Source organism: Enterococcus sp. C50 (assembly GCF_040887505.1).
In the GTDB taxonomy this organism is placed as follows: Bacteria; Bacillota; Bacilli; order Lactobacillales; family Enterococcaceae; genus Enterococcus_B; species Enterococcus_B thailandicus.
Map to the genome: position 1 here is coordinate 41,447 of NZ_JBFOFW010000008.1, position 23,069 is coordinate 64,515.

At 36.4% G+C, this 23,069-nt stretch carries 23 protein-coding genes and 1 riboswitch; of the genes, 20 read left to right on the top strand and 3 right to left on the bottom strand.

The genetic code is table 11. The features are described 5' to 3' along the window. Positions 1–69: 69 nt before the first annotated feature. Positions 70–195: riboswitch (FMN riboswitch) on the top strand. 124 nt (positions 196–319) lie between these two features. The 4 genes from AB3I20_RS10350 to AB3I20_RS10365 all read left to right on the top strand — a co-directional run bounded on the left by AB3I20_RS10350 (position 320) and on the right by AB3I20_RS10365 (position 5,236). After that, the gene (locus AB3I20_RS10350; protein ID WP_067484859.1) at positions 320–925 is read left to right on the top strand and encodes an ECF transporter S component; all 606 of its coding nucleotides are present in this window, start codon (positions 320–322) and stop codon (positions 923–925) included. A gap of 390 nt (positions 926–1,315) precedes the next feature. After that, positions 1,316–2,836, top strand: coding sequence for a YfcC family protein (locus AB3I20_RS10355; RefSeq protein ID WP_071869055.1), 1,521 nt, complete (start codon positions 1,316–1,318; stop codon positions 2,834–2,836). Between the two features lie 130 nt (positions 2,837–2,966). Beyond that, entirely contained in the window at positions 2,967–4,307 is a 1,341-nt protein-coding gene (locus AB3I20_RS10360; protein WP_075491236.1) for a M20 family metallopeptidase, read from the top strand. Between the two features lie 188 nt (positions 4,308–4,495). Beyond that, positions 4,496–5,236 carry an alpha/beta hydrolase gene (locus AB3I20_RS10365; protein WP_368027283.1) on the top strand — a complete coding sequence of 247 codons (741 nt, stop codon included), beginning with the start codon at positions 4,496–4,498 and terminating at the stop codon, positions 5,234–5,236. A 191-nt stretch (positions 5,237–5,427) separates the two neighbouring features. Here AB3I20_RS10365 and AB3I20_RS10370 read toward each other — a convergent pair whose 3' ends face one another. Further along, a complete protein-coding gene (locus AB3I20_RS10370) occupies positions 5,428–5,649 on the bottom strand; it encodes a ferredoxin (protein ID WP_067484872.1) in 222 nt (73 codons plus the stop codon). A 31-nt stretch (positions 5,650–5,680) separates the two neighbouring features. Between AB3I20_RS10370 and AB3I20_RS10375 the strand changes: the two genes are divergently transcribed. The 8 genes from AB3I20_RS10375 (at position 5,681) to tnpA (ending at position 13,568) form a co-directional block, all read left to right on the top strand. Beyond that, the gene (locus tag AB3I20_RS10375; RefSeq protein WP_368027284.1) at positions 5,681–6,715 is read left to right on the top strand and encodes a helix-turn-helix domain-containing protein; all 1,035 of its coding nucleotides are present in this window, start codon (positions 5,681–5,683) and stop codon (positions 6,713–6,715) included. Then, on the top strand, positions 6,699–8,108 hold the full coding sequence (locus tag AB3I20_RS10380) for an ATP-dependent DNA helicase RecQ (RefSeq protein WP_368027285.1): 1,410 nt from the start codon (positions 6,699–6,701) through the stop codon (positions 8,106–8,108). The genes AB3I20_RS10375 and AB3I20_RS10380 overlap by 17 nt, the downstream gene beginning before the upstream one ends. Before the next feature lie 66 nt (positions 8,109–8,174). Beyond that, positions 8,175–8,792, top strand: a complete 618-nt coding sequence (locus AB3I20_RS10385; RefSeq protein WP_067484880.1) for an SAG1386/EF1546 family surface-associated protein — start codon at positions 8,175–8,177, stop codon at positions 8,790–8,792. Between the two features lie 41 nt (positions 8,793–8,833). Continuing rightward, positions 8,834–9,511: a (d)CMP kinase gene (gene cmk / locus AB3I20_RS10390; protein WP_071869061.1), complete on the top strand. Its 678-nt coding sequence runs from the start codon at positions 8,834–8,836 to the stop codon at positions 9,509–9,511. Between the two features lie 149 nt (positions 9,512–9,660). Beyond that, on the top strand, positions 9,661–10,893 hold the full coding sequence (rpsA, locus tag AB3I20_RS10395) for a 30S ribosomal protein S1 (RefSeq protein WP_368027286.1): 1,233 nt from the start codon (positions 9,661–9,663) through the stop codon (positions 10,891–10,893). Positions 10,894–11,081: 188 nt separating this feature from the next. Continuing rightward, positions 11,082–12,392, top strand: a complete 1,311-nt coding sequence (der, locus tag AB3I20_RS10400) for a ribosome biogenesis GTPase Der (protein ID WP_067484889.1) — start codon at positions 11,082–11,084, stop codon at positions 12,390–12,392. A 243-nt stretch (positions 12,393–12,635) separates the two neighbouring features. Next, positions 12,636–12,911 (top strand): HU family DNA-binding protein, encoded by a 276-nt coding sequence (locus tag AB3I20_RS10405; RefSeq protein WP_002290178.1) that lies wholly within the window; start codon positions 12,636–12,638, stop codon positions 12,909–12,911. 201 nt (positions 12,912–13,112) lie between these two features. After that, positions 13,113–13,568 carry an IS200/IS605 family transposase gene (tnpA, locus tag AB3I20_RS10410; protein ID WP_368027287.1) on the top strand — a complete coding sequence of 152 codons (456 nt, stop codon included), beginning with the start codon at positions 13,113–13,115 and terminating at the stop codon, positions 13,566–13,568. Between the two features lie 122 nt (positions 13,569–13,690). On the opposite strand, the gene AB3I20_RS10415 is transcribed toward tnpA, so the two are convergent. After that, the gene (locus AB3I20_RS10415) at positions 13,691–14,035 is read right to left on the bottom strand and encodes an ImmA/IrrE family metallo-endopeptidase (protein WP_368027288.1); all 345 of its coding nucleotides are present in this window, start codon (positions 14,033–14,035) and stop codon (positions 13,691–13,693) included. A 12-nt stretch (positions 14,036–14,047) separates the two neighbouring features. Further along, positions 14,048–14,383 (bottom strand): helix-turn-helix domain-containing protein, encoded by a 336-nt coding sequence (locus AB3I20_RS10420; RefSeq protein ID WP_071869064.1) that lies wholly within the window; start codon positions 14,381–14,383, stop codon positions 14,048–14,050. A gap of 266 nt (positions 14,384–14,649) precedes the next feature. On the opposite strand from AB3I20_RS10420, the gene AB3I20_RS10425 reads away from it, so the two are divergent. From AB3I20_RS10425 to AB3I20_RS10460, 8 genes are all read left to right on the top strand, one after another. Then, positions 14,650–15,057, top strand: coding sequence for a transcriptional regulator (locus AB3I20_RS10425; protein ID WP_067484901.1), 408 nt, complete (start codon positions 14,650–14,652; stop codon positions 15,055–15,057). Between the two features lie 252 nt (positions 15,058–15,309). Next, positions 15,310–15,813, top strand: coding sequence for a phage major tail protein, TP901-1 family (locus AB3I20_RS10430; protein WP_067485098.1), 504 nt, complete (start codon positions 15,310–15,312; stop codon positions 15,811–15,813). An 89-nt stretch (positions 15,814–15,902) separates the two neighbouring features. Further along, positions 15,903–16,250, top strand: a complete 348-nt coding sequence (locus tag AB3I20_RS10435; RefSeq protein WP_067484904.1) for a tail assembly chaperone — start codon at positions 15,903–15,905, stop codon at positions 16,248–16,250. A gap of 53 nt (positions 16,251–16,303) precedes the next feature. Further along, the gene (locus AB3I20_RS10440) at positions 16,304–16,588 is read left to right on the top strand and encodes a hypothetical protein (RefSeq protein ID WP_231885462.1); all 285 of its coding nucleotides are present in this window, start codon (positions 16,304–16,306) and stop codon (positions 16,586–16,588) included. A 15-nt stretch (positions 16,589–16,603) separates the two neighbouring features. Beyond that, positions 16,604–18,229: a hypothetical protein gene (locus tag AB3I20_RS10445; protein WP_368027289.1), complete on the top strand. Its 1,626-nt coding sequence runs from the start codon at positions 16,604–16,606 to the stop codon at positions 18,227–18,229. Between the two features lie 9 nt (positions 18,230–18,238). Beyond that, positions 18,239–19,027 carry a distal tail protein Dit gene (locus AB3I20_RS10450; RefSeq protein ID WP_368027290.1) on the top strand — a complete coding sequence of 263 codons (789 nt, stop codon included), beginning with the start codon at positions 18,239–18,241 and terminating at the stop codon, positions 19,025–19,027. Beyond that, complete coding sequence (locus tag AB3I20_RS10455; RefSeq protein ID WP_368027291.1) at positions 19,024–21,918, top strand: phage tail spike protein; 2,895 nt, start codon at positions 19,024–19,026, stop codon at positions 21,916–21,918. Before AB3I20_RS10450 ends, AB3I20_RS10455 begins: the two co-directional genes overlap by 4 nt. Positions 21,919–21,930: 12 nt before the next feature. Further along, positions 21,931–23,061 carry a BppU family phage baseplate upper protein gene (locus AB3I20_RS10460; protein WP_095803519.1) on the top strand — a complete coding sequence of 377 codons (1,131 nt, stop codon included), beginning with the start codon at positions 21,931–21,933 and terminating at the stop codon, positions 23,059–23,061. The last annotated feature ends 8 nt before the right edge of the window (positions 23,062–23,069 follow it).

The following is a 23,069-nucleotide window of genomic DNA, read 5'->3' on the forward strand; positions in this document are numbered from 1 at the left end:
GTAAGAACTAAATGTTGCTTTTTTTTCAAGGCTATGTATAATGTAAGTGTAAACAAAATAATATAAAAGGTTCGTCTTCAGGGGCAGGGTGCAATTCCCGACCGGTGGTTACAGTCCACGACCTATTTCTCTAAGAAATAGCTGAATCGGTGAAATTCCGATACCGACAGTAAAGTCTGGATAAAGAAGATAGAGCTTATTTGACTAATCATTTATCAGATAACTCTAACTCTATTTTCCCTGTAAAAGTAGAGTTTTTTTGTTTGAAAAAATTAGTTGGATAGTTCGCTGAAGAGGAGTCCTAACAGGAGGATTTCAAATGAAGAACACACGGGTACAAAAAATGGTCATGGTAGCGATGTTTGCTGCAATCGGATTGGTTTTGCAATTTATTGCTTTTCCAATTATGCCGGCATTTAGTTTTTTAAAAATTGATTTTAGTGATATACCTGTCTTGATCAGTATGTTTTTATTCGGGCCGGTAGCTGGTGTCGCAACAGCTTTCTTACGCTCACTTTTACATTTGGTGACAACAGGATTTTCACCAGACAATTTAGTTGGTGATGTTGCAAGTTTTTTGGCAACGACAATTTTTACGTTACCAATTTTCTACTTCTTCAAACAAAATAAAAAACATGCGAATAGAAACAAAATTTTAGGTGTTGTCACAGGAACTTTAGCAATGACAATTTTCATGAGTATCGCAAACTATTTTGTTATTACACCATTATATCTTATGTTTTTTGGATTGAATGCTAATCAAATGCTAGGTATGCCGTTGGTTAATTATGTATTGATTGGAATTGTTCCGTTTAACTTAATCAAAGGATTTATCGTTAGTGCTGCTTTCTTAGTTTTACATGCTAAGTTATTACCTTGGTTAAGTCGTAAACAGCATGCCTTAGAACAAAGACATACGATTTAAAATGTATATTCAAAAGGACCAGTAATTTTTTGGTCCTTTTTTTTTGAAAAAAAATGCAATAAAACCGCAAATGTAAACGTTTTATTAGTTGTTATTGAGTATTTTATTTTTTTATGCATAAACATGAATTTGTAATGAACGAATGTGAAATTCTTCTCTTTTCAAATGACGAATAGGTTTGTTTGAAAAACAAAAAGACAGGCTACAATTACTTTGAAAGAAGTATCTTAGCTGAAAGGAGGCAATGATTCGTCATTATAAATGGTTTTATGAACAAAAAGTATCATTTATTTGAGATATTATTTTTGTTCTGCCGCTCTTTTTGATAAAATAACGATAGAACCAATGTTACTTGATTCTAAAAAATGAAAAAGGGAAAGGAAGAAGAAAATGGAACAAAAAAAGAAAAAATTTCAGATGCCGTCAGCGTATACGGTCTTATTCATTATCATTGCAATTATCGCTGTCCTTACTTGGTTTATTCCGGCTGGTCACTATAGTGTAGATGATGCAGGCAACATCATTGCTGGATCTTATCAACGAGTAAAACAAAATCCACAAGGTCTTTGGGATATTTTCATGGCACCAATCAATGGGATGTTGGGGGTTGAAGCAGGTGAGCTAACAAGTGCGACACCAGCTGCTATTCCGATTTCGTTCTTTATCTTGATTGTGGGTGGATTTTTAGGAATTATCAATAAAACGGGTGCATTAGATGCCGGAATCGCTTCTGTCGTTAAGAAATTTAAAGGCAAAGAAAAAATGTTGATTCCTGTGTTAATGATTTTATTCGCTTTAGGTGGTTCAACTTACGGAATGGCCGAAGAAACAATTCCTTTTTATGCATTACTAATTCCAGTTATGATGGCGGTTGGTTTTGATACTGTAGTAGCTGTTGCAATCGTTTTAGTTGGTTCGCAAGTAGGCTGTTTGGCATCAACTGTTAATCCGTTTGCCACAGGGGTAGCTTCTCAAGCTGTTGGTATCTCAATGGGTGAAGGAATTGGCTTACGTTTCTTGATGTTTGTGATTTTATTAGGTATTTCAATCGTTTATGTTTATCGTTATGCTTCAAAAATCGAAAAAGATCCAACCAAGTCTTTGGTTTATAGCCAACGACAAGAAGACATGAAACATTTCGATATCGAATCGATTGGTCGTCAAGAAACAATTACAAGCAAACAAAAATCTGTTAATATTTTATTCTTTATTACGTTTGGTATCATGATCATCAGTTTGATTCCTTGGACAACATTGAATGAAAACTTTACTATTTTTGAATCATTAACAAACTGGTTAACAGGACTTCCTGTAATTGGTACAGTATTAGGGATTGACATGTTACCACTTGGTGACTGGTACTTCCCAGAAATCACTATGTTATTCCTAGTTATGGCAATCGTTGTTGCATTCACATACGGCATGAAAGAATCTGAATTTATTTCAGAATTCCTAGCTGGTGCATCAGACTTGATCGGCGTAGCAATCGTTGTTGCTGTTGCTCGTGGTATCCAAGTTGTTATGAACAATGGTTTGATTACTGATACTATTTTACACTGGGGAGAACAAGGATTGAGCACATTATCTTCAAGCGTGTTCATCATCATTACGTTCATCTTCTATATCCCAATGTCATTCTTGATTCCATCAACATCAGGTTTAGCTGCGGCTACAATGGGAATTATGGGACCAATGGGTGAATTTGCTGGTGTAGGTAAAGACTTAGTTATCACTGCTTATCAATCTGCTTCTGGATTGGTTAACTTGATTACACCAACTTCTGCTATTGTTATGGGGGCTGTTGCGATTGCTCGTTTTGACATCTCTGTTTGGTGGAAATTCACAGGTAAACTGATTGCTATTTTATTTGTAGCTATCTGTGTGATTCTCGGTGTTGCGGCAATGATTTAGTTTTGCCTAGACAAAACAGTTAGAAACATCTATCATTAAATAATAAAGTAAACAAAGCTAACTGAGTTGGCTTTAAGAAGACTCGGTAGGCAAACTATCGGGTCTTTTATCTTATTAGGAGGTAAGTGGAATGAAACAATTTGTTACAAAAGAACATCATGAACAAGCGTTACAATCACTTAATGAACTAATCAGAATCCCTTCTGTATTAGATGAAGAGGATACTGGGAAAGGCCATCCTTTCGGAACAAAAGTTGTTGAAGCATTAGATAAGGTTTTAGCAATCAGTGAAGAATTAGGCTTCCGCACATTTAAAGACCCAGAAGGCTATTATGGTTATTCAGAAGTTGGTTCTGGTGATAAATTATTTGGTATTTTGTGTCACATGGACGTTGTTCCTGCTGGGGATGAAAAAAATTGGGATACAAAGCCGTTTGATCCAACTGTAAAAGATGGCTGGTTGATTGGACGTGGATCACAAGATGATAAAGGACCATCAATTGCGGCAATGTATGCTGTTAAATCATTGATGGATGCTGGAATTGAATTTAATACACGGATTCGCTTTATTTTTGGGACAGATGAAGAAAACTTATGGCGCTGCTTAGATAAATACAATGAAAAAGAAGAAGGAATCACACAAGGTTTTGCACCGGATGCTGAATTCCCATTGATTTATGCTGAAAAAGGATTACTACAAGCCTATTTGACAGGTCCTGGTACATCTGATTTTTCTGTGAAAGCAGGTGGCGCATTAAACGTCGTTCCTGATGCTGCACCATACGCTGGTGAAAAATTAGAAGAAGTGAAAGAAGCATTGAACAAACTTGGTTTTGATTTTGAAGATCATGGTGACTCAATTATTGTTCTTGGAAAAAGCATTCATGCGAAGGATGCACCAGAAGGCGTAAATGCTATTTCACGTTTGTCTATGGCTTTAGCTGAAGTCTTTGATTTTGCACCAATTGATTTCTTAGGTAAATTAGTGAAAGAAAACGCAACGGGTGAAAATGTTGTTGGAAAGACGAAAGATGAACAATCTGGCGAATTAACAATGAATTTTGCTAGTTTAGAAATTACACCAGAACAAACAAAAATTGGTGTAGACATGCGTATTCCAGTAACATTTAAAAAAGATGATTTAGTAGCAAAACTAACAGAAACAGCTAAAAAATATGAACTAACTTATGAAGATTTTGATTTCTTAGATTCACTATACGTGCCACTAGATAGTGAACTAGTAAAAAATCTTTTGCAAACTTATCGTGATATCACTGGCGACATGACTGAACCATTTGTTTCAGGTGGCGCAACTTTTGCTCGTACAATGAATCAATGTGTGGCATTTGGAGCAATGTTCCCTGATACACCAGATTTCATGCACCAAGCCAACGAACGTTGGGAATTAAGCAGCATGTATAAAGCAATGGAAATTTATGCTGAAGCTGTTTATCGCTTGTGTGCAAAATAAGTAGCTTGTGAGTAATCTTATAGAAACATCTTAATTCTATGAGAGAAAATTTTTTGTACAAGGTTTAATCAAAGAGGTGTGACGATGCTGTCACATCTCTTTTTTTGAAGCAATTAAGAAATTTCTTTCGTCATTTTTTTGAAATACACGTATAATAAATTAAAAGATGATTGAAGGAGGGTGGTTGCTTGAAAAAATTAGGAAAAATATTTTTAGGCTTACTGGTTATTTTAGTTTTGATTAGTGTTGGAAGCTATTATTATTTAAAAGAAAATACTTATGAACCAAGCCAAACCGCATTAACAACCAGTAAAAAAGCAATTGATAATAAGGAGTATCTTTTTTTTAAAAGTCCAAAAAAGAAACTGGCACAACAACATCCAATCATTATTTTTTATCCAGGTGCTTTAGTTGAGCCAGAAAGTTACAGTGTTTGGGCAAATAAACTTTCTGAAACTGGCTACGATGTGGCAATTGTTAAAATGCCACTCAATCTAGCAATACTAGATAAAAATCGTGCAGAAAAAGTGATTGAGGATTTTCCTGATCGCACCTTTGTTTTTGGCGGACATTCACTTGGCGGGGTAATGAGTAGTCGGTATGTTTCTCAAAATGTAACAGATAAGAATAAAGGCATTTTTTTCTTAGCAAGTTATCCTGACAAAAAAGGAGAACTATCTCAGTCGAAAATTCCGGTACTTTCAATTACGGCATCAAAAGATCAAGTATTAAATCACGAAGCATATGAAGAGGCCAAACAATACTTACCTGCACAAACAAAGTATGTGGTGATTAATGGTGGAAACCACAGTGGATTTGGTGCATATGGTGAACAGAAAAAAGATGGAGAAGCAGAAATTACGAACGAAGACCAGCAAATCGCTCTTGTAAATACGATTGAAAATTGGTTGAAGCAAAATGGTTGGTAATCCCTTTCACCACTAGTAAGTAAAAAACGTGAGTCTAGCGAAACAGCTTGAAAAAGTAGCGATTGAGCTAATTTTTTCAGACGGTTTCTGATTGGACTCACGTTTTTTTTTGAGCAGAAGCTTTGCTCATCCTATTTTATAGACAACTCTTCTTATGAAACTCATAATTGAATTGCCGAAGTAATGACAAATTAGTTTTGTTCCTCCAATAGTATTGCTCGAACGGGACACTTCTGATAGGCTTTCTTTACATACTCAGTTTCTGCTTCAGTGACAAATTGTTGATGTGCTTCTGGTTCTTGTGCAAAAAGCACGATTCCTTCTTCATCGTAATCAAAAATATCAGGGGCCTCAATTTGACAAAGACCGCAAGCAATACAACGTTCGGGTACAAGTTTACATAATAGTGACATTTTTAACCATCCTAACTTAAGGAGAATTGCTATGCTTTCATTTATTCTATCTTTATTTCCTACAAGAAACAAGTTGCGAGTCAGTTCTTTTTATCAATTACTGACAGGTAAAAAAACAACTTCAGTATTGATTTTTGGTTTCTTGAATGAATTGTTGCCAGCTCACAGTAGTTTACCAGAACTAACTCAGGAAACCTACCAGCAACGATTAACTGAGTTAGAAACATCAGGCTTGATTCAAATTGAAGAAAATGAAGTTTTCTTGACAGCGAGAGGGAGAGAACGTCAAGAGAAATTGAATGTCTTATATCCTGAATTACATTTTGACCTCTACGGTAGAAACTGGGAAGAGGTGTGGCGACTGACAAAATTCGCAATTCAAGTTGTTTCATATTTAGCTGTAAGTCAGTCAGATTACTTACCTGCAGAGACTAGCCCATTTTATACAACTAGAATCAAATCTTGGCTAGCCCATAGCGATTGTTCAAAAGAACAGCTAGCTGATACTTTTTATCACGAGCTATCGGCTTGTTTAAGCAAACTAACGACAGAGCAGGCCAATTTATTAGCCAATCAGTTTTCTGGTTTTGAACAAATCGGTTTACTGCCTTATCAGCTAATTGAGACGAACGAGGATGAAACGACAATTTATTTACAACAGGCGCAAGCTGTTCACGCTTTTTTGAGCCAATTGAAACAGTTTCCGGATTTCTTATTGGCTCAGTTGCTTTTACCTGTTGTGGCACAAAATTACAATCAAAGTATGCTGGTTACACGGCAACTTTTTCTTGAAGGATATTCACTTACTGAAATTATGGCACGTCGTCATTTGAAAAAGGGGACAATCACGGATCATCTAGTTGAATGGGCCTTGTTCTTAGACGACTTTCCGTTTGATCAGTTGATTTCAAAAGAGACGAACCAATTATTAGCTAGTCAAACAGCTCCTGTTCAAACTTGGCGTTACCAAGAGTTAAATGAAACAGGTACACTTGATTATGGTGAATTTCGTTTTTATCAAATACGAGCATTAAAAGGAGGCCAAAAAGATGAACTTATCAGCTGAGTTAAAACGTTATTTTGGCTTTTCAACTTTTCGTCCAGGCCAAGAAGAAATTATTCAAACATTGCTGGATAAAGACGACGTACTAGCTGTCTTGCCAACTGGAAATGGGAAAAGTTTATGTTACCAGTTAACTGGATATCTATCGGAAGGTTTGGTCATTGTGGTTTCACCCTTGCTATCGCTAATGGAAGATCAGGTTATGCAGTTGCAAAAAATGGGAGAAAAAAGAGTTGTAGCATTTAATAGTTTGCTGACTTTTTCAGAACGGAAATACGTTATGGAGCATTTATCTCAATACAAATTTTTATTTTTAAGCCCGGAAATGTTAGTGCAATCAGAAATATTAACACAATTAAAAAGACAAAAAATCGGTCTTTTTGTGGTTGATGAAGCACATTGTGTTTCACAATGGGGGGTTGATTTTCGCCCAGAATATCAACGTTTGGGCGAAATAAGAACACAATTAGCGATTCCAGTGACTTTGGCACTTACAGCTACAGCAACAAGCGCAGTTCAACAAGATATTGAAACTGTGTTATTTACTAACAAACCCAAAATCGTTAAGCATTCTGTGAACAGAGAAAATATCGCTCTATTTGTAAGGGAAACAACTCAAAAGGCAGCTGAGCTAGAAGCCATTATGAAAGAAATCAATGGCGCAACCATTATTTACTGTGCAACTAAAAAAGAAGTGGAGCGTTTGTATGCAGAATTGCGTGGTCGCTTTTCAATTGGCTACTATCACGGTGGTCTAGATGCAAGCCAAAGACGCCAGTTACAGCAACAATTTTCCCAAAATCAATTGCAATTTTTAATTGCAACAAACGCATTTGGTATGGGGATAGACAAAGCGGATATTCGTTATATTATCCATTATGATTTACCAGATAGTCTGGAAAATTATGTACAAGAAATTGGACGTTCTGGCCGCGATCAGAAGCCAAGTACAGCAATTTTATTGTATCAAACAGGAGATGAAGTGATTCATCATTTTTTTAATCAATTAGCGAAAGAGCAGCGTCAAGGTTTTGAAATTTATTTAGCACATGAGCAAGAGATCGAACAACCCTTTGACGAACTTCAGCAAAAATGGCTAGAAATTGTCAAAAAAACAAATCAGCCAGATCAATGGATGGAAAAATTAAAGATTCAAGAAAAAGAGAAGCAGTTTCGTTTATATCAAATGTTACGTTATATTCATGCAACGACTTGTCGCAGAGAATTTATTTTGAACTATTTTGGCGAAAAATTGACAGAAAAACCACAAAATTGTTGTGACATTGATGAAGCATCATGGCTCCTTTTAGCAGAAACAAAAGTAGGAACAAGTAATTTTGAGAATAACTGGGAAGAGATTTTACTAAATTTATTTAAAAAAAACGTGGAGGGGTAATTTTTTTAGGCATGGCCCATTTTCCTATGGTATAATACTCACGAAAGAAATTAGGAGGTAGCAAAGGTGAGCAGAAAAGATAGACATCAATCATCAGAAAATAACGAAACACAAGAACCATGGGAGCAACCAATTTATGACACAGAAGATGAAAATTCTTCAAGAAGCTCTCAAAGACAGCAAAAGAAAGGAAACACTGTTTTCTTGTCACTCTTTTTGTTTTTATTAGTACTTTGTATCGCAATCCCAGCAGGTGCTTACTTCTGGATTAGAAATGGTTCAAGTAATAATGCAGCAAGTTCGTCTTCAACATCGACAACTTCATCAATTGTTGAAAGTTCAACTATGAGTTCAAAAGAAGAGTCAACAACTGTTTCTTCAACTACTGAAACAGTTCAAAGCTCTGAAACAGTAGAATCAAGTATCACTGAGCCTGAAACTTCAAGTTCAGTTGCACCAGTTACACCACCAGCTTCAAGTGAAACAGTAGCACAAGAAGCAGAAACAACGCCTTCTTCATCAACAGAAGTGGCAGCTGGTTCAACGACAGTTGTTCAAGCAGGTGAAGGACCAAAACAAGTAGCTGAGCGTGCTGGAATCACCATTGATCAACTATTCCAATTAAATGGAATGGATCCAAATAATTATATGTTATATCCTGGACAAGAATTACGAGTGAAATAATGTGAGCCGCATTTTGCGGCTTTTTTTTGAGGAGCGTTTTTATGACAAAGATTAGTATTGCAATTGATGGGCCGGCTTCTTCGGGCAAAAGTACTGTAGCAAAAATTTTAGCAAAAGATTTTCAATATATTTACACAGATACAGGAGCCATGTACCGAGCAGTGACTTATTTGGCAATCAAGCATCAAATTTCGTTTGCTGACGAAGCAGGATTAGTTACTTTGATTAAAGAAAATCCGATTTCTTTCCAACAACAAGCAGATGGTCAACATGTGTTTATTTCAGGACAAGATGTAACAGCTGAAATTCGACAACCAGATGTAACGAAAGCTGTTTCGGAGGTTTCTGCACATGGAAAAGTTCGAGAAGAGCTGGTTGCTATTCAACAACAAATTGGTGAGAACGGTGGCGTAGTAATGGACGGACGTGATATTGGGACAGCCGTACTACCACATGCAGAGGTCAAAATCTTTTTAGTAGCGAGTGTTTCTGAACGAGCACAACGCCGTTATAAAGAAAACCAAGAAAAAGGAATCCCAACTGACTTAGAAACACTAACAAAAGAAATCCAAGAGCGTGATCATTATGATTCAACGCGTGAAATTTCTCCGTTGAAACAAGCAGAAGATGCCGTCCGAATTGATACAACTGGAAAATCTATTTTAGAAGTGGTAGCAATGATTAAAAACGTTGTTTCTGAAAAAGGCTACCAACTGTAAGTATTAATTGACAAAAAACGATGAAATTGGCGGAAAGTCAATAATTTTCAAATAAACCGGGCGAAATCGCTTTATTTTTTTTTAAGAATCAATTAAACTTAAATTAGTACCGTATTTACGGCATAATGTTGGTTAGGAGGACAAGTGTTATGACAGAATTTGATCAAAATCAAGCAGATAGCAATCAGTCAATGGAAGATGCAATGAAGAGCGTTCAAGAAGTTAGTGTTGGCGATGTAGTTAAAGGTGAAGTTTTAGCTATTGAAGACAAACAAGTAATTGTTGGAATCGAAGGTGCTGGCGTTGAAGGTGTCGTTCCAGCAAAAGAATTATCGACATTACCTGTAGATGACATTGATGAACTTGTTCATGTAGGCGATCTTTTAGACTTAGTTGTTATTAGTACAATTGGTAAAGATAAAGAAAACGGAAGTTATTTATTATCAAAACGCCGTTTAGATGCAAAAAAAGTTTGGGAAGACATCGAAAAAGACTTCCAAGCTGGTAAAATTATCGAAGCACCAGTAACAAACGTAGTTAAAGGTGGCTTAGTTGTTGATGTTGGCGTACGTGGATTTGTACCTGCATCAATGGTTGAAGATCACTTTGTAGCTGATTTTTCAGATTATAAAGGTCAAACGTTGAGCTTCAAGATTATTGAAATCGAACCATCAGAAAATCGCTTGATCCTTTCTCATAAAGCAGTAGTTGAATCTGAAAAAGAAGAAAAGAAAAAAGAAGTGTTAACTGCTATTCATGAAGGTGATGTCATTGAAGGGCGTGTTGCACGCTTGACTGACTTTGGTGCCTTTGTTGACTTAGGCGGAATCGACGGACTTGTTCACGTTTCAGAAATTTCACACATTCACGTAGCAAAACCAAGTGATGCATTGGCTGTTGGGGATGAAGTAAACGTAAAAGTTTTATCAATCAATCCTGAACAAGAACGTGTATCACTATCAATCAAAGATACATTGCCTGGACCTTGGACAGACATTGAAGCCAAAGCACCAGTTGGAGCTGTTTTAGAAGGCACAGTTAAACGACTAACAAGTTTTGGCGCTTTCGTGGAAGTTTTTCCTGGGGTAGAAGGGCTTGTTCATATCTCTCAAATTTCACATAAACATATTGCGACACCTCATGAAGTACTTCAAGAAGGTCAAACAATTGATGTGAAAGTGTTAGAAGTTAATCCAGAAGAACATCGTATTGCTTTAAGTATCAAAGCACTGGAAGAAAAACCAGCTTCTGAAGAAGAACCAAAAAATATTGAATCATATGAATTACCAGAAGAAAATACTGGATTCACAATGGGTGATATTTTAGGTGATGCTTTAAAAGAAGAAGTTGAAGAAACAGCAGACGACGAATCAGATAAATAATTAAGTAACGTCAGTTTATGACTGGGACGAAAGTGAAAGCTTTTGTCTTGGTCTTATTTTTTTCGTTATTGATTACAGATAATCAAGAAAAATGTAAAATAGTTGGATGAATTGAATAACTAAGCTTGAAAGTTTGGGGTTCATTCGTTAAACTAAGTAGGATTGGAAACTTGTGAGGAGGAAAAAATATGGCAAATCCAACAATTGCAATCGTTGGCCGTCCGAACGTCGGTAAGTCTACGATTTTTAACCGCATCGCTGGCGAGCGTATCTCGATTGTCGAAGATACTCCAGGAGTGACTCGCGATCGTATTTACGCAAAAGGCGAATGGTTAGGTCGTGAATTCAGCGTGATCGATACAGGCGGGATTGATTTAGGTGACGAACCATTTATGGAACAAATCAAGCATCAAGCAGAAATCGCGATTGATGAAGCAGATGTGATTATTTGTGTAGTCAGTGGACGAGAAGGTATCACTGATGCGGATGAAATGGTTGCAAAGATTTTATATCGCAGTAATAAACCTGTTATCTTAGCAGTTAACAAAGTAGATAATCCTGAAATGCGTAATGATATTTATGAATTTTATGCATTAGGATTAGGTGATCCATACCCTGTTTCTGGGAGTCATGGTCTGGGAATTGGTGATATTTTAGATGAAGCAGTCAAATATTTTGCCACTGATACGGAAGAAGAAGACGATGATACAATCAAATTTAGTCTAATTGGTCGTCCAAACGTCGGTAAATCTTCTTTAATCAATGCAATTTTAGGCGAAGATCGTGTAATCGTTTCGGACATTGAAGGAACAACTCGTGATGCAATCGATACTCATTTTGTATCAGAAAATGGTCAAAAATTCTTGATGATTGATACAGCAGGTATGAGAAAACGCGGGAAAGTGTATGAAAATACTGAAAAATACAGTGTTATGCGTGCTATGCGCGCTATTGATCGTTCAGATATCGTTTTGATGGTCTTAAATGCTGAAGAAGGAATTCGTGAACAAGATAAACGTGTTGCGGGATATGCACACGAAGCAGGTCGCGGAGTCATCATTGTGGTGAATAAATGGGACTTAGTAAAGAAAGAAACGAACACAATGCGTGATTTTGAACAAGAAATCCGCGATGAGTTCCGTTATCTTGACTACGCACCGATTGTTTTTGTTTCTGCAGTGACGAAACAACGTTTGAATCGTCTGCCAGAAATGATTGAAGATGTCAGCATGAATCAAAATCTACGTGTTTCATCTGCAGTGTTGAACGACATCATTATGGATGCTGTGGCAATCAATCCAACACCAACAGATAAAGGCAAACGTTTGAAGATTTTTTATGCAACACAAGTGGCTGTTAAGCCGCCAACCTTTGTGGTATTTGTTAATGAAGAAGAATTAATGCATTTTTCTTACGAACGATTTTTAGAAAATCAAATTCGTAAGGCATTTACTTTTGAAGGAACTTCGATTCGAATCATTCCAAGAAGAAGAAAATAGGCATTTTACCATAGTCATTCTTTTTTTTCAAAGGATAAAGGTACTTTCTTTTATTACGTTTTAATGACCAAAAAAAGCACGTTAAAATCAGTAAAAACCTTGCCATTAAGCGGTTTATATGATATCGTGATAACAGAATATTGAAGTAAGTCAATATTTCTATTAAACATTCTGGACCACTCAGATTGTTTAATTGGTTGATGTTTTACATCATATCTCTTGTTGAGGAGGTGAATCTAATCCATGGCAAACAAAGCAGAATTAATCGAAAAAGTTGCTTCAGCTACTGATTTAACTAAAAAAGACGCAACTGCAGCTGTAGACGCTGTATTTTCAACTATTCAAGATGCTTTAGCTAACGGCGAAAAAGTTCAATTAATCGGTTTTGGTAACTTCGAAGTTCGCGAACGCGCAGCTCGCAAAGGTCGTAACCCACAAACTGGTGAAGAAATCGAAATCCCAGCTAGCAAAGTACCTGCATTCAAACCAGGTAAAGCATTGAAAGACGCAGTTAAATAATTGTGCAATAAAACCCATTGGAGCTTTAGGGCTCTAATGGGTTTTATCTTTTTAATGACTTTAGTCGGTTTCAATCGCTAAAGCGATTGAAACAAAAAAACCACGCGTACTGCGCGTGGAAGAAGTAGCTTTAGCGATAAAACTCCTTTCGATATACTAGATAAAGGCTACCAACCGTTATCAAATCGAAAGGAGTTTTTTATGTCAAATGACGATAAAAGTTTAGCACATACTCGATGGAATTGTAAGTATCATATTGTGTTTACGCCAAAATACAGACGAAAAGTCATTTATGGAAAGTTGAGACAAGACATTGGGAAAATATTGAGAAAACTGTGTGAAATGAAAGAGGTAGAAATTATCGAAGCCCATGCGATGCCAGATCATATTCATATGTTAGTCAGAATCCCGCCTAAACTGAGTGTATCAAGTTTTATGGGCTATTTAAAAGAGAGAAGTGCTGTAATTATACATGGGCGTCACGGGAATCTTAAATATAATTATGGGAATCGATCGTTTTGGGCTAAAGGATATTACGTGAGTACTGTAGGATTAAATCAAAAAACAATTGCAAAATATATACGAGAACAAGAAGCGGAAGATCGAGTAAGAGATAGTATAAGTAAAAGAGAGTACAGCGATCCATTTAGCAAATAAAGACTAGAAAAAAATAGAGAGATAGCGGTTCGCGGTCTTTTAAAAAAGCTCCCTTGAAGGGAGCAGTAAGTAGTGAGCCCTTCTAGGGCTATTAAAAAGCCACCCGCTATGCGGGTGGCTTTTTAATTCAGGTGACATTCCCAACCTAACCCCAAATTAAATTCTTCTAGCACACTTGTGTAGTTGAATTGACCATCATTTTCTTGAATCAAATAATTAATCATCGAAGTATTTGCTTCGTTTTCCATTTTTGAATGGAAGACAGGATTAGTGTATAACGCGTTAAAATCTGAATGATTAAGAGCGTGATAGAGTTCATGAAGAATCACTTGTTTTTGTTTTTCTTCCGATTGATTTTGATTAACGACCATCAGTTTCAACTCATCAAAATAATAGCCTCTTTTTTCTAATTCCATTACGACTAGCTCAATTCCATGACTAGCGAGTAGCTCCTTTATTGTTTTCATAAAAAAGACTCCTTACTTACTCATTCGTCCTTCTAAAAATGCGCGAATGGCCTCTCTGTCATTATCAGTCATTGGTTTTCCATCAAAGCTTTTCACATTGTCTAGAATTTTGTCGAGATCCTCAGGTAGTTTTACTTTATCTCCTAGAGCAGGTGTATCTGTTCGTCCAAGCAGATAATCTACAGAAACATGAAAATATTCTGCTACTTTTTCAAGAGTCTCAGCTTTTGGACTACTTGTTCGCCACTGATAAATCACATTTTTAGATAATCCAATATCTTCTGCCAGTTTGTTTAAACTGATTCCCTGTTTTTTTGAAAGTTCTGAAACTCTTTCGTATAAAATCATTGTAAAAGCTCCTTTTTTATATTTTTTTATAAAAATATTGTAAATTATAAAATAATGGGATAATATTGTTTATAGATTACTCATAGAAACACAAAACGAATGAGAAGAGTCGTTTTGTTACTTTTATTTTATAGAACTTTGGGATTTGTGTCAATGTAAGTTTGATTTATCTGGTTAATTATATTTTTTTATGAAGATAGTGAGAGGAGAAATTTACAATAAAATATATTTTTTACCTATATAAAATTAGTTAGGAGTGAAGTATTTTGCGAAAATCAACATTTAATTATATTAAGGATATTTTATCCGACTATTATCAAACAGATGCGTATATTAAACAAAGAGAAGAAGAATTACGTCATCCATTCATAGAAGCTGATTTAAATAGTTCGATTCGTGGTCAAGGAAGCCATAGTATAGCAACTGAAAGAATGGCCATCACCATTGCGATGGATCGCCGACTTTGGAATTTGGAAAGGAATCGTGACGTAGTGAAAGATTGTTTGGCGCGTGCGGATGAAAATACGAGAGAAATTATTGAAAAACTCTATTTACAAAAAAATGCAACAGTTAATTTACTAGGAATGAGTCAACGTTTGTTTATTAGTAAAAGTAAGGCTTATGAACTAAGAAATGAATTTTTTGAAACTGTTGCAGATGAGTTAGGTTTGTAACTATGGAAAAACTCAGGAATTTTTTTCATAGTCAACAGGCTAAAATAATATCATCAAGAAAATAAACATTTCAGAATGAACTAACTTGCTTCTTAAAAATGAAGAAAACTAAACTAGAATTGAAAGATTTTCTTGAAGTTATTATAAGGTGGTGATTTCTACTTAGATTAATGTTTTTTGTTTCAAAAAAATTCAAATAAGATGGTCAAAAATGGAGCTATTTTGTTTGAACCAAAAACAGGAGGAAGAAAAATGGAAGCACTAAAAGGAATTGACGTTATTTTGCTTTATCGTTTATTAAGCAAATCAAGTGAAGGACCCGCATGGAAAATGGCGTTTCAAACGGAACACGAAAATGGCTTAACCCGTGAGTCAGAAGCCACTGTGACGAAAGATGGAAATGTCCATACTTTGAGTCCCGTTGAATATGATTTCTCTGCAACTTCGATTGTTGCCAAAGGAGACACACATGTCAACGAGATGAAAAAAGCATTATTAGATGGCGAAATTGTTGAAATTTGGGAAATTAACAAAGCAGAAAATGGAATTGGTGAAGACGCGGATAAATATAAAGCAACTTATTATCAAGCTTATGTTTCGGAATTTACACCAAATGCGACAGCAGAAGATAATGTGGAACTAAGCTTAGCTTTCGCTGTTAACGGTGTTGGTCAGGAAGGATATGCTACGTTATCTGAAGACCAAGCAAAAGTGATTCAGTATACGTTTAAGGACACTGTTTCTGAAACAGTTTAACCTAATGATGGATTGTGTGGTTTCATGACTAACACAATCCATTTTTTATCAAAAACAATTGAATATCAGAATTAAAAAGGAGAGACAAGATGAACTTAGTGATTAAAGAAAAAGACTACCAATTTGTATTTGGCTATGGTTTTATCAAGGAAATGAATCGTCGTTATTCGGTAACAGAAAATGGCTTAACTTTGAAAATGGGCCTAGAAAGTATTTTATCGAATTTTTTTAATAAAGATGTCGAAACGTTAGTTGAGATGCTAAAAGTTGCAAACAGCACCGAGACACCAAAGGTTAGTGAAGACGATTTAGCAAATTATATCGTGGAAAATGGGTCTGAGGTATTGTTTGAAGAACTCTTAGAAGAGCTAAAAAAGTCGGAATTTACGAAGAACAAGACCCTACAGTTGCTAGAACGCATTCAAGCAAACCAATAAATTTTACTGAGATATACCAGCAAGTGCAACTGAACTGTTTACGTTATTTAGAAATGAATGATTTTCTTGAAATTGATCGAATGACGATTTCTGAATATCAGTTACGACAAAAAGCATATCAGTTAAGACAATTGGATCAAGAATATTTTCTACATCTTGCAGCCTGGAAAAATTATGAAGTTCAAGCCCAGGCTAAAAAGGGGAAAAAACAAGTACCTGTTTATCCAACATTTCAGTCATTCTTTGATTATGAAAAACTACAAGAAAAAATTGTTGGCTATCTACCACAAGGTGAAAATCAAGAATTCTTGGATCTGGTCAAAAAGGCAAATACTTAAGAAAGGAGGTTATTTATGGGAGACTATACAGCGGAAAGTATTCTTGTAGCTTTTAGTGAAGGATCTTTGGGTGCAATGAATACAGGCATTGAGAAGGCAAGCAAAGCAATCAAATCAATGACAAGTAATCTTTCTGGTTTTGACTCACTTAATTCAGTTATTAACACAGTCACTGATTCATTAAAGGAAACGGTCAAGCAATTTGAACAGCTTACTAGTAAAGCTTCAACAATGGATCTAGCTGGTTCCTCTTCAAAAGAAGTAGAAAGTTTTCAAGACCTGATTGGAAAAATTTCCGAGGTAACAAGTGCTGTTAATAATGGGATACAAGGGGCTGGCTTTGGTGAAACGATGGCGGGTTTTGATGATGTTTTAACCACTTATTCTACAGTTGTTGGAATCCAGGATAAGATTGCTGGTTTAGGTACTGCATATCAAGCTTGGACAAAGGCTACGGAAGGTGCAACGATTGCACAGAAATTATTAACGACTGCAATGAATGCGAACTGGATAGCAATTATTATCACTGCTGTCGTGACTTTAGTTTCAACATTGATCTATTTATGGAACACCAATGAAACATTTCGTCAAGCGATCATTACTGCTTGGACAGCAATCCAGTCATTTTTGGAACCAGTAATCACAACGATCACGACTTTTGTTCAGACCATGTTTGCGATGCTCTTAACTTGGTGGCAAACAAATCAGGAGACGATTATGAATGTTGTCAGTACCGTATGGACAAGTATTCAGAATGTTTTTACTGTTGTTTTAGCTGCAATTCAACTAGTTGTTCAAGTTGTTTTGAGTCAAATTCAAGCATATTGGACTGCATGGAGCACGGTAGTACAAGTAATTGTTCAAGCAGCTTGGGCAATCATTTCTAATGTGTTCAAAACAGTATTATCCGTCATTTTGTCAGTAGTCAGTGGTGTGTTTAATCAGATTCAAAATACGATTCATTTTATTATGGGCTTTATTTCGGGAATCATTCAAACCGTATTAGCCTTAATTAAAGGTGATTGGGATGGTGTATTAGCGGGAATTCAGTCAATTGTCCGTACTTTTGGTGATTTTGTAACATCTTCTTTTTCAACCTTTATGGCAACAGCGAAAGAGATTGTCAATGGCATTATTGGAGGAATTCGAGATTTGTTTGGTTCCTTGTCAGAAATCGATCTTTTAGAAGCAGGAAAAGCGATTATTGATGGCTTTATCAATGGTTTAAAAGCAGCCTGGGAAGCAGGAAAAGAATTTGTTACTGGCATTGCAGATTGGATTGTTAAACATAAGGGCCCAGTTAGTTATGACAGTAAAATTTTGATTCCTGCAGGGCAAGCAATGATGTCAGGACTAAATCAAGGATTAACCAATGGCTTCTATACTGTTCAAAAAAATATTGGAACAATGGCGGATCATTTAGCCGATGGATTTCAACCAGTACGCGACTTAGATTTGGAAGCGACATTAACTCGAGCGAACGGTCAGATGAATACACAAGTTGAACATCGAATAAATTCTACAGGTTCCGCAAAGCCAGCAGTATTTACGATTACATTGGGCAAACAGAATTTTAGAGCTTTCGTGGATGATATTTCACAAGCTTTAGGAGAAGGAACAGAATTGAATTTAGAATTTTAGGAGGGAAAAATGGAAGAATGGAAAAATAAATTATATTCATTTAAAGATACCGTGATGAGCTGGCACATGTTCGAACAATTTCTTCCAACTTCTGCCATGAGCTATGATGGTGTTTTTTTGGAAGAACTAATTGAAGGTTACCAAACGCTAAAAGTTGAGGGAAGAGAAATGCTTTCAGCAGAAATTGAACAGCAAGCAATCCAAGTGGGCGCAATTGTGATGAACCAGACACTTCCAGTACGAGAACTGAAAATCACGTATAAACTTGAGGATCGTAATCCAGAAACTTTGCAGTTTAAGTTTAAAACCTTATTGAATCACTTGTATCGATCAAATGATGTTGAGCTCCGTTTTTATGATGAGCTAGATTACTATTATTATGGACGCTATACTTCTGCCGAAACAGTCAGTGGTGAATCTAACTCTGTTATTTCTAGTTTTACAATTCTTTGTGTTGATCCATTAAAGTACACGAAAGAATTTGTGACAGATGGTTATGTTGGTATACCAACTTTTTTCCCGGTGACACCACGTAAAATCGAAGCGGTGTTGTCAAATAATCAATCAATTACTATCACTAATGGAAAACAGACCATTAGCATCAGTGATGCACCAATCCAAATCGGTGATAAGATCGTTTTTCAGTTTGCTGAGCAACGTGTATTAGTAAACGGAGCAGACTGGACATCAATCATTGATCTGGACAGTGATTTTGAAAATTTTTGTCTGGAACAAGGGCAAGAGATAAAAAGCAGTAACGGAACACTAAAAATTTATTATAGGGGGGCGACTATTTGAATTCGACAGTTTATTTTTTTGATAACTTTCAGCATTTGATTAAACGAAAAGATGTGAAGAATTTAATTGAAGTTTCTCAAGAAAAAGAAATTACTGCAGAGAAAAAAGAATTATTGAACGACGTGCTTTATGTTACAACGAAATTTGATGAGACAATTGCAAACGCGCAATTTATGGCGGTTCGTGAAAGCGAATCGTCTTTTTCATTGTATCGAATTACTAAAGTAAGTGATCCGAATGAAACGCTTGAATTTACTGGAATTGGTTTTGCACCGGATGAATTGGATTCGTATATTATCAGCCGGGTACTAGCAAAGAATCAATCGATTACTTCTTTACTTAATGAGCTATTGGCTTTTACTAGCGGAAACTGGCGGCTGGGTTATGTCGAACCAGAGTTATCTAAGGTTACAGTAACTTTTGATTATCTTTCTGTACGAGAAGCACTAAAGCAATTGCAAACTTTCGGAATGGAGTTTTTATTTTTCTGCACGCTTGATGCGGATGGAATCAAAGATAAGTGGATCGAAGTACATCAGCAGATTGGTTCACTTTCTAATACGCGATTTACTTATGGCAGCAAAGCATTGACTGTGATTAAAGAAGTCGATCAAAGCACTATTTATACTTCAATAATCGGTCGTGGAAAAGGTGAAAATGTTGGAAATGGCCAAGGAAAGCGACTTGATTTTACCAATGTGGAATGGAAAAAAGCAAGCGGAGATCCATTAGATAAACCTAAAGGGCAAGTTTTCATTGAAGATCCTGTAGCAACAAAAAAATTTGGTATCCCACAAAAGAATGGAAAGATGTATAAACGAGAAACGGTTGTTGTTTTTGACGATATTGATGACCCACAAGAATTGCTAAAGAATACTTATCTGACTTTACTGGATTCGGCTAGACCATTGGCGCAATTTCGAGCAGAAGTAACAGACGGTGATGTGATTGGTAATACGGTAACTATTCATAGATATGACAAAGGGTATCATTATGCCACTCGAATCTATAAGACGAAAATCAATCGTTTAACTGGAAAAACAACGGTTGAATTAGGTGACAATTTAACAAAAGATACAAGAAAACAGTCAGCAAAAGTTTCAACTAACTTATCTGATTTGGAAACAACGAAAATGAACTTCTATCAATCGACTGAAATCGGAAAATATCAAGATGATATCATGCGTGGTGCTGGAGAAAATGGTGGCTCTGTTTATCAGGTAAATGGAATTGAAGCGGGTGTTAGCAATAGCCGTGAAGTATATGAAACGGTTTATATGGACGGGAAAAATATTCCTAACTCGAAGTATTTTATGATTGAAAATAATTCTGGAATTTCATTTAAGCAATGTAAGCAAGGCCAATGGAAAACAATCAAAGATGTTCATAATGGTCCTTCAACAACCGCTTGGTCATTAGATGGTCAATTCAATGCGAATTTTATTCGTGCAGGTATTTTGAATGGAGTACTTGTGGAGGGTGTCATGTTGAAATCGGCTCATCGAAATATGACTTACCAAGCCGTTTTAGATAGAGGATCATTAGAATTTCAATACTACAAAGAAACACCAGAAGATTTAAATTACACGAATGAGAATTGGCAAAAGGCAGTTGAGGGGGAAGTTGTAGGTAAAATCGAAGGAACTTCGGGAGCTGGTAAACCAAATGGATTTGCAGTCATCCAGTATCCGGGACAGATTTTTTCCATTAATTCTGCTTATGAAAGTGGTAGTTCGAGAGCTGTTTTCCAGATTCCCAAAGAATCGAATGGCGAAAAGAGGAAGTACAAACTTTTGGGAGAAGGTACGTTTAGTGAGGGAAAGGTTGTCTTTAAAAACGACGTAACGTTTGAAGGGAAAGTACAAGTAAATGGGCGATTGGATGTCAAAGAGCTTTATGTAAATGGTGTGAAAATTGATACAAATGGTGGTGGGAATTCTGGAGGAAATGATGGAAGCTGGAATGGACAATATCCACCAGAAGTCACTTCTGATCGTGACAAACGTTATTGGCAAATTTGGGCAATGGCTATTAGTGCTGGATTTACGAAACAAGCTGCAGCCGCTCTATTAGGTAATGCACAAGGTGAATCTGATGCGAGTCCAGTTGCAGATGAAGGAAATGGTGCCCCAGGGTTTGGCTACGGTGTGTGGCAGTGGACAGATTCGACAGGTGTGAGTAGTGGGCGTGTATATATGATTAATTTGATGACACAAGCAGGAGTCACAGAAGATCCAGATACAATCACAGCTCAGTTCAAGTTATTAATGTGGCATTCGTCGAACGGACAATGGATTGCAACTAGCGCTTATCCATATACATGGACGCAATTCATGAATTTAACTGATATTAATCTGGCTGCAGAAGCGTTTGTGGCCAATTTTGAACGACCACGCGAACCGCATCCGGAAAGAAGTGTGTGGGCACAAGAATGGTATGACAAATTTGTAAATTTGGAAATTCCCCAAAATGAGGGTTACGTCAAGCCTATTGCAAGTCCAATCACAGTTACAAGCGAGATGGGATGGCGCACATCGCCAATTACTGGACAACAAGAATTTCATAATGGAATTGATTTGGTGAATGGAAATTCTAACACCCCGATTTTTGCAGCATGCGATGGCGAAGTCATCACTGCGGGTGCAGAATATTTTGATTGGTACGGAAATTACACAGTTATAAAACATCCAAATGGAATGTTTACTGGCTATGCGCATCAAAGTCGAGTAGATGTCTCTAAAGGGCAAAAAGTGGTTGCTGGTCAGCAAATCGGCTTGATGGGAACGACTGGACCATCCACAGGTGAACATCTGCATTTCCAATTTATGGATGAGTTTTACCCGTCATCGAGTAATCATTTTCATAATCCAAGAAACTATATTGAATTTTAAAGGAGGAAAACAATGACAAATCATAAAATGATATTAAGTACTACCACACCTAACAACAATGTACCTTTAATTCGTATCATTCAAGACGACAAAAATAGCCAAATTTTTGAAGCTGAAATAATAGAAGAAGGAAAGTTACTAGATTTTGAGGGAAAAATTGTTTTTTTTAATGCTCAAATCGGACCTTATAAAGTACGCGATAAGGTAGAAAGTGTTGATTATACAAATAGTCGCGCTTCATATACGTTAATTGATGCATTCTTGCAAAAAGTGGGTAAATTTGAAGCTTGGTTTAGCTTTGCTGATAGTGACACACCAGAGTCGGACTCATTCAGTACGATGAAATTCGTTTATAAAATCCTTCCCGGAATCAGAAAAAATGTTTGGGAAGGAAATTACTTTTGGGACTTAAAAGAATTAGTTGACTATTATCAACGTTACAAAAATATTATTGCTAATATTATTGAAAATGAGGATTTCAGTGGATTAGTTGATAAAATTGCCGAAATTGAAGGGAAAACGGATCAAATAGATAATTTTTCCACTGCTACAAAAACAGAAGCGGAGCAAGGAACGGCAGCCAATAAGTTCATGACACCACAAAGAGTTGTGCAGCAAACTGATGCTCGATTAGCGACAATTGAAGAAGTGCAAACAGGGACGAATAGCACAAAACTAATGACGCCAGCGACAACTACTCAAGTCATAAGAAAAACAGCAGTAACTATCACAGATAATCAAGACGTGACAGGAAAAAAGAATTTCGTAGAAGCACCTACATTTAAAGGAAAATCACTTGCATTATCATCAACAACTTTAGTTATTGAATCAGGCTTTAAAAATGAAACGGCTGGATGGGTGAAAATGCAACGTTTTGGCGAAATTGTTATCATTTCGTACTCTCTTTCACCAAAAGCAAATGCGGGGACATGGATGACCATTATACCTATCGACACAATCGTAGATACTTATCTTCTTAATCAATCTGTTTATTCTGCAGGCGCTATCTCTTCTAGTGAAGTAGCTAATGCAAATTGCGTGGTTGGGATGAACGAAGCTGGTCTTCAATTTGGAGCATGGAATCGGCCAAGCGGTACTGCAGCCTTTACTGGCCAACTTGTGGGTATTGCTAGGAATAAGTGAGGGAGGTG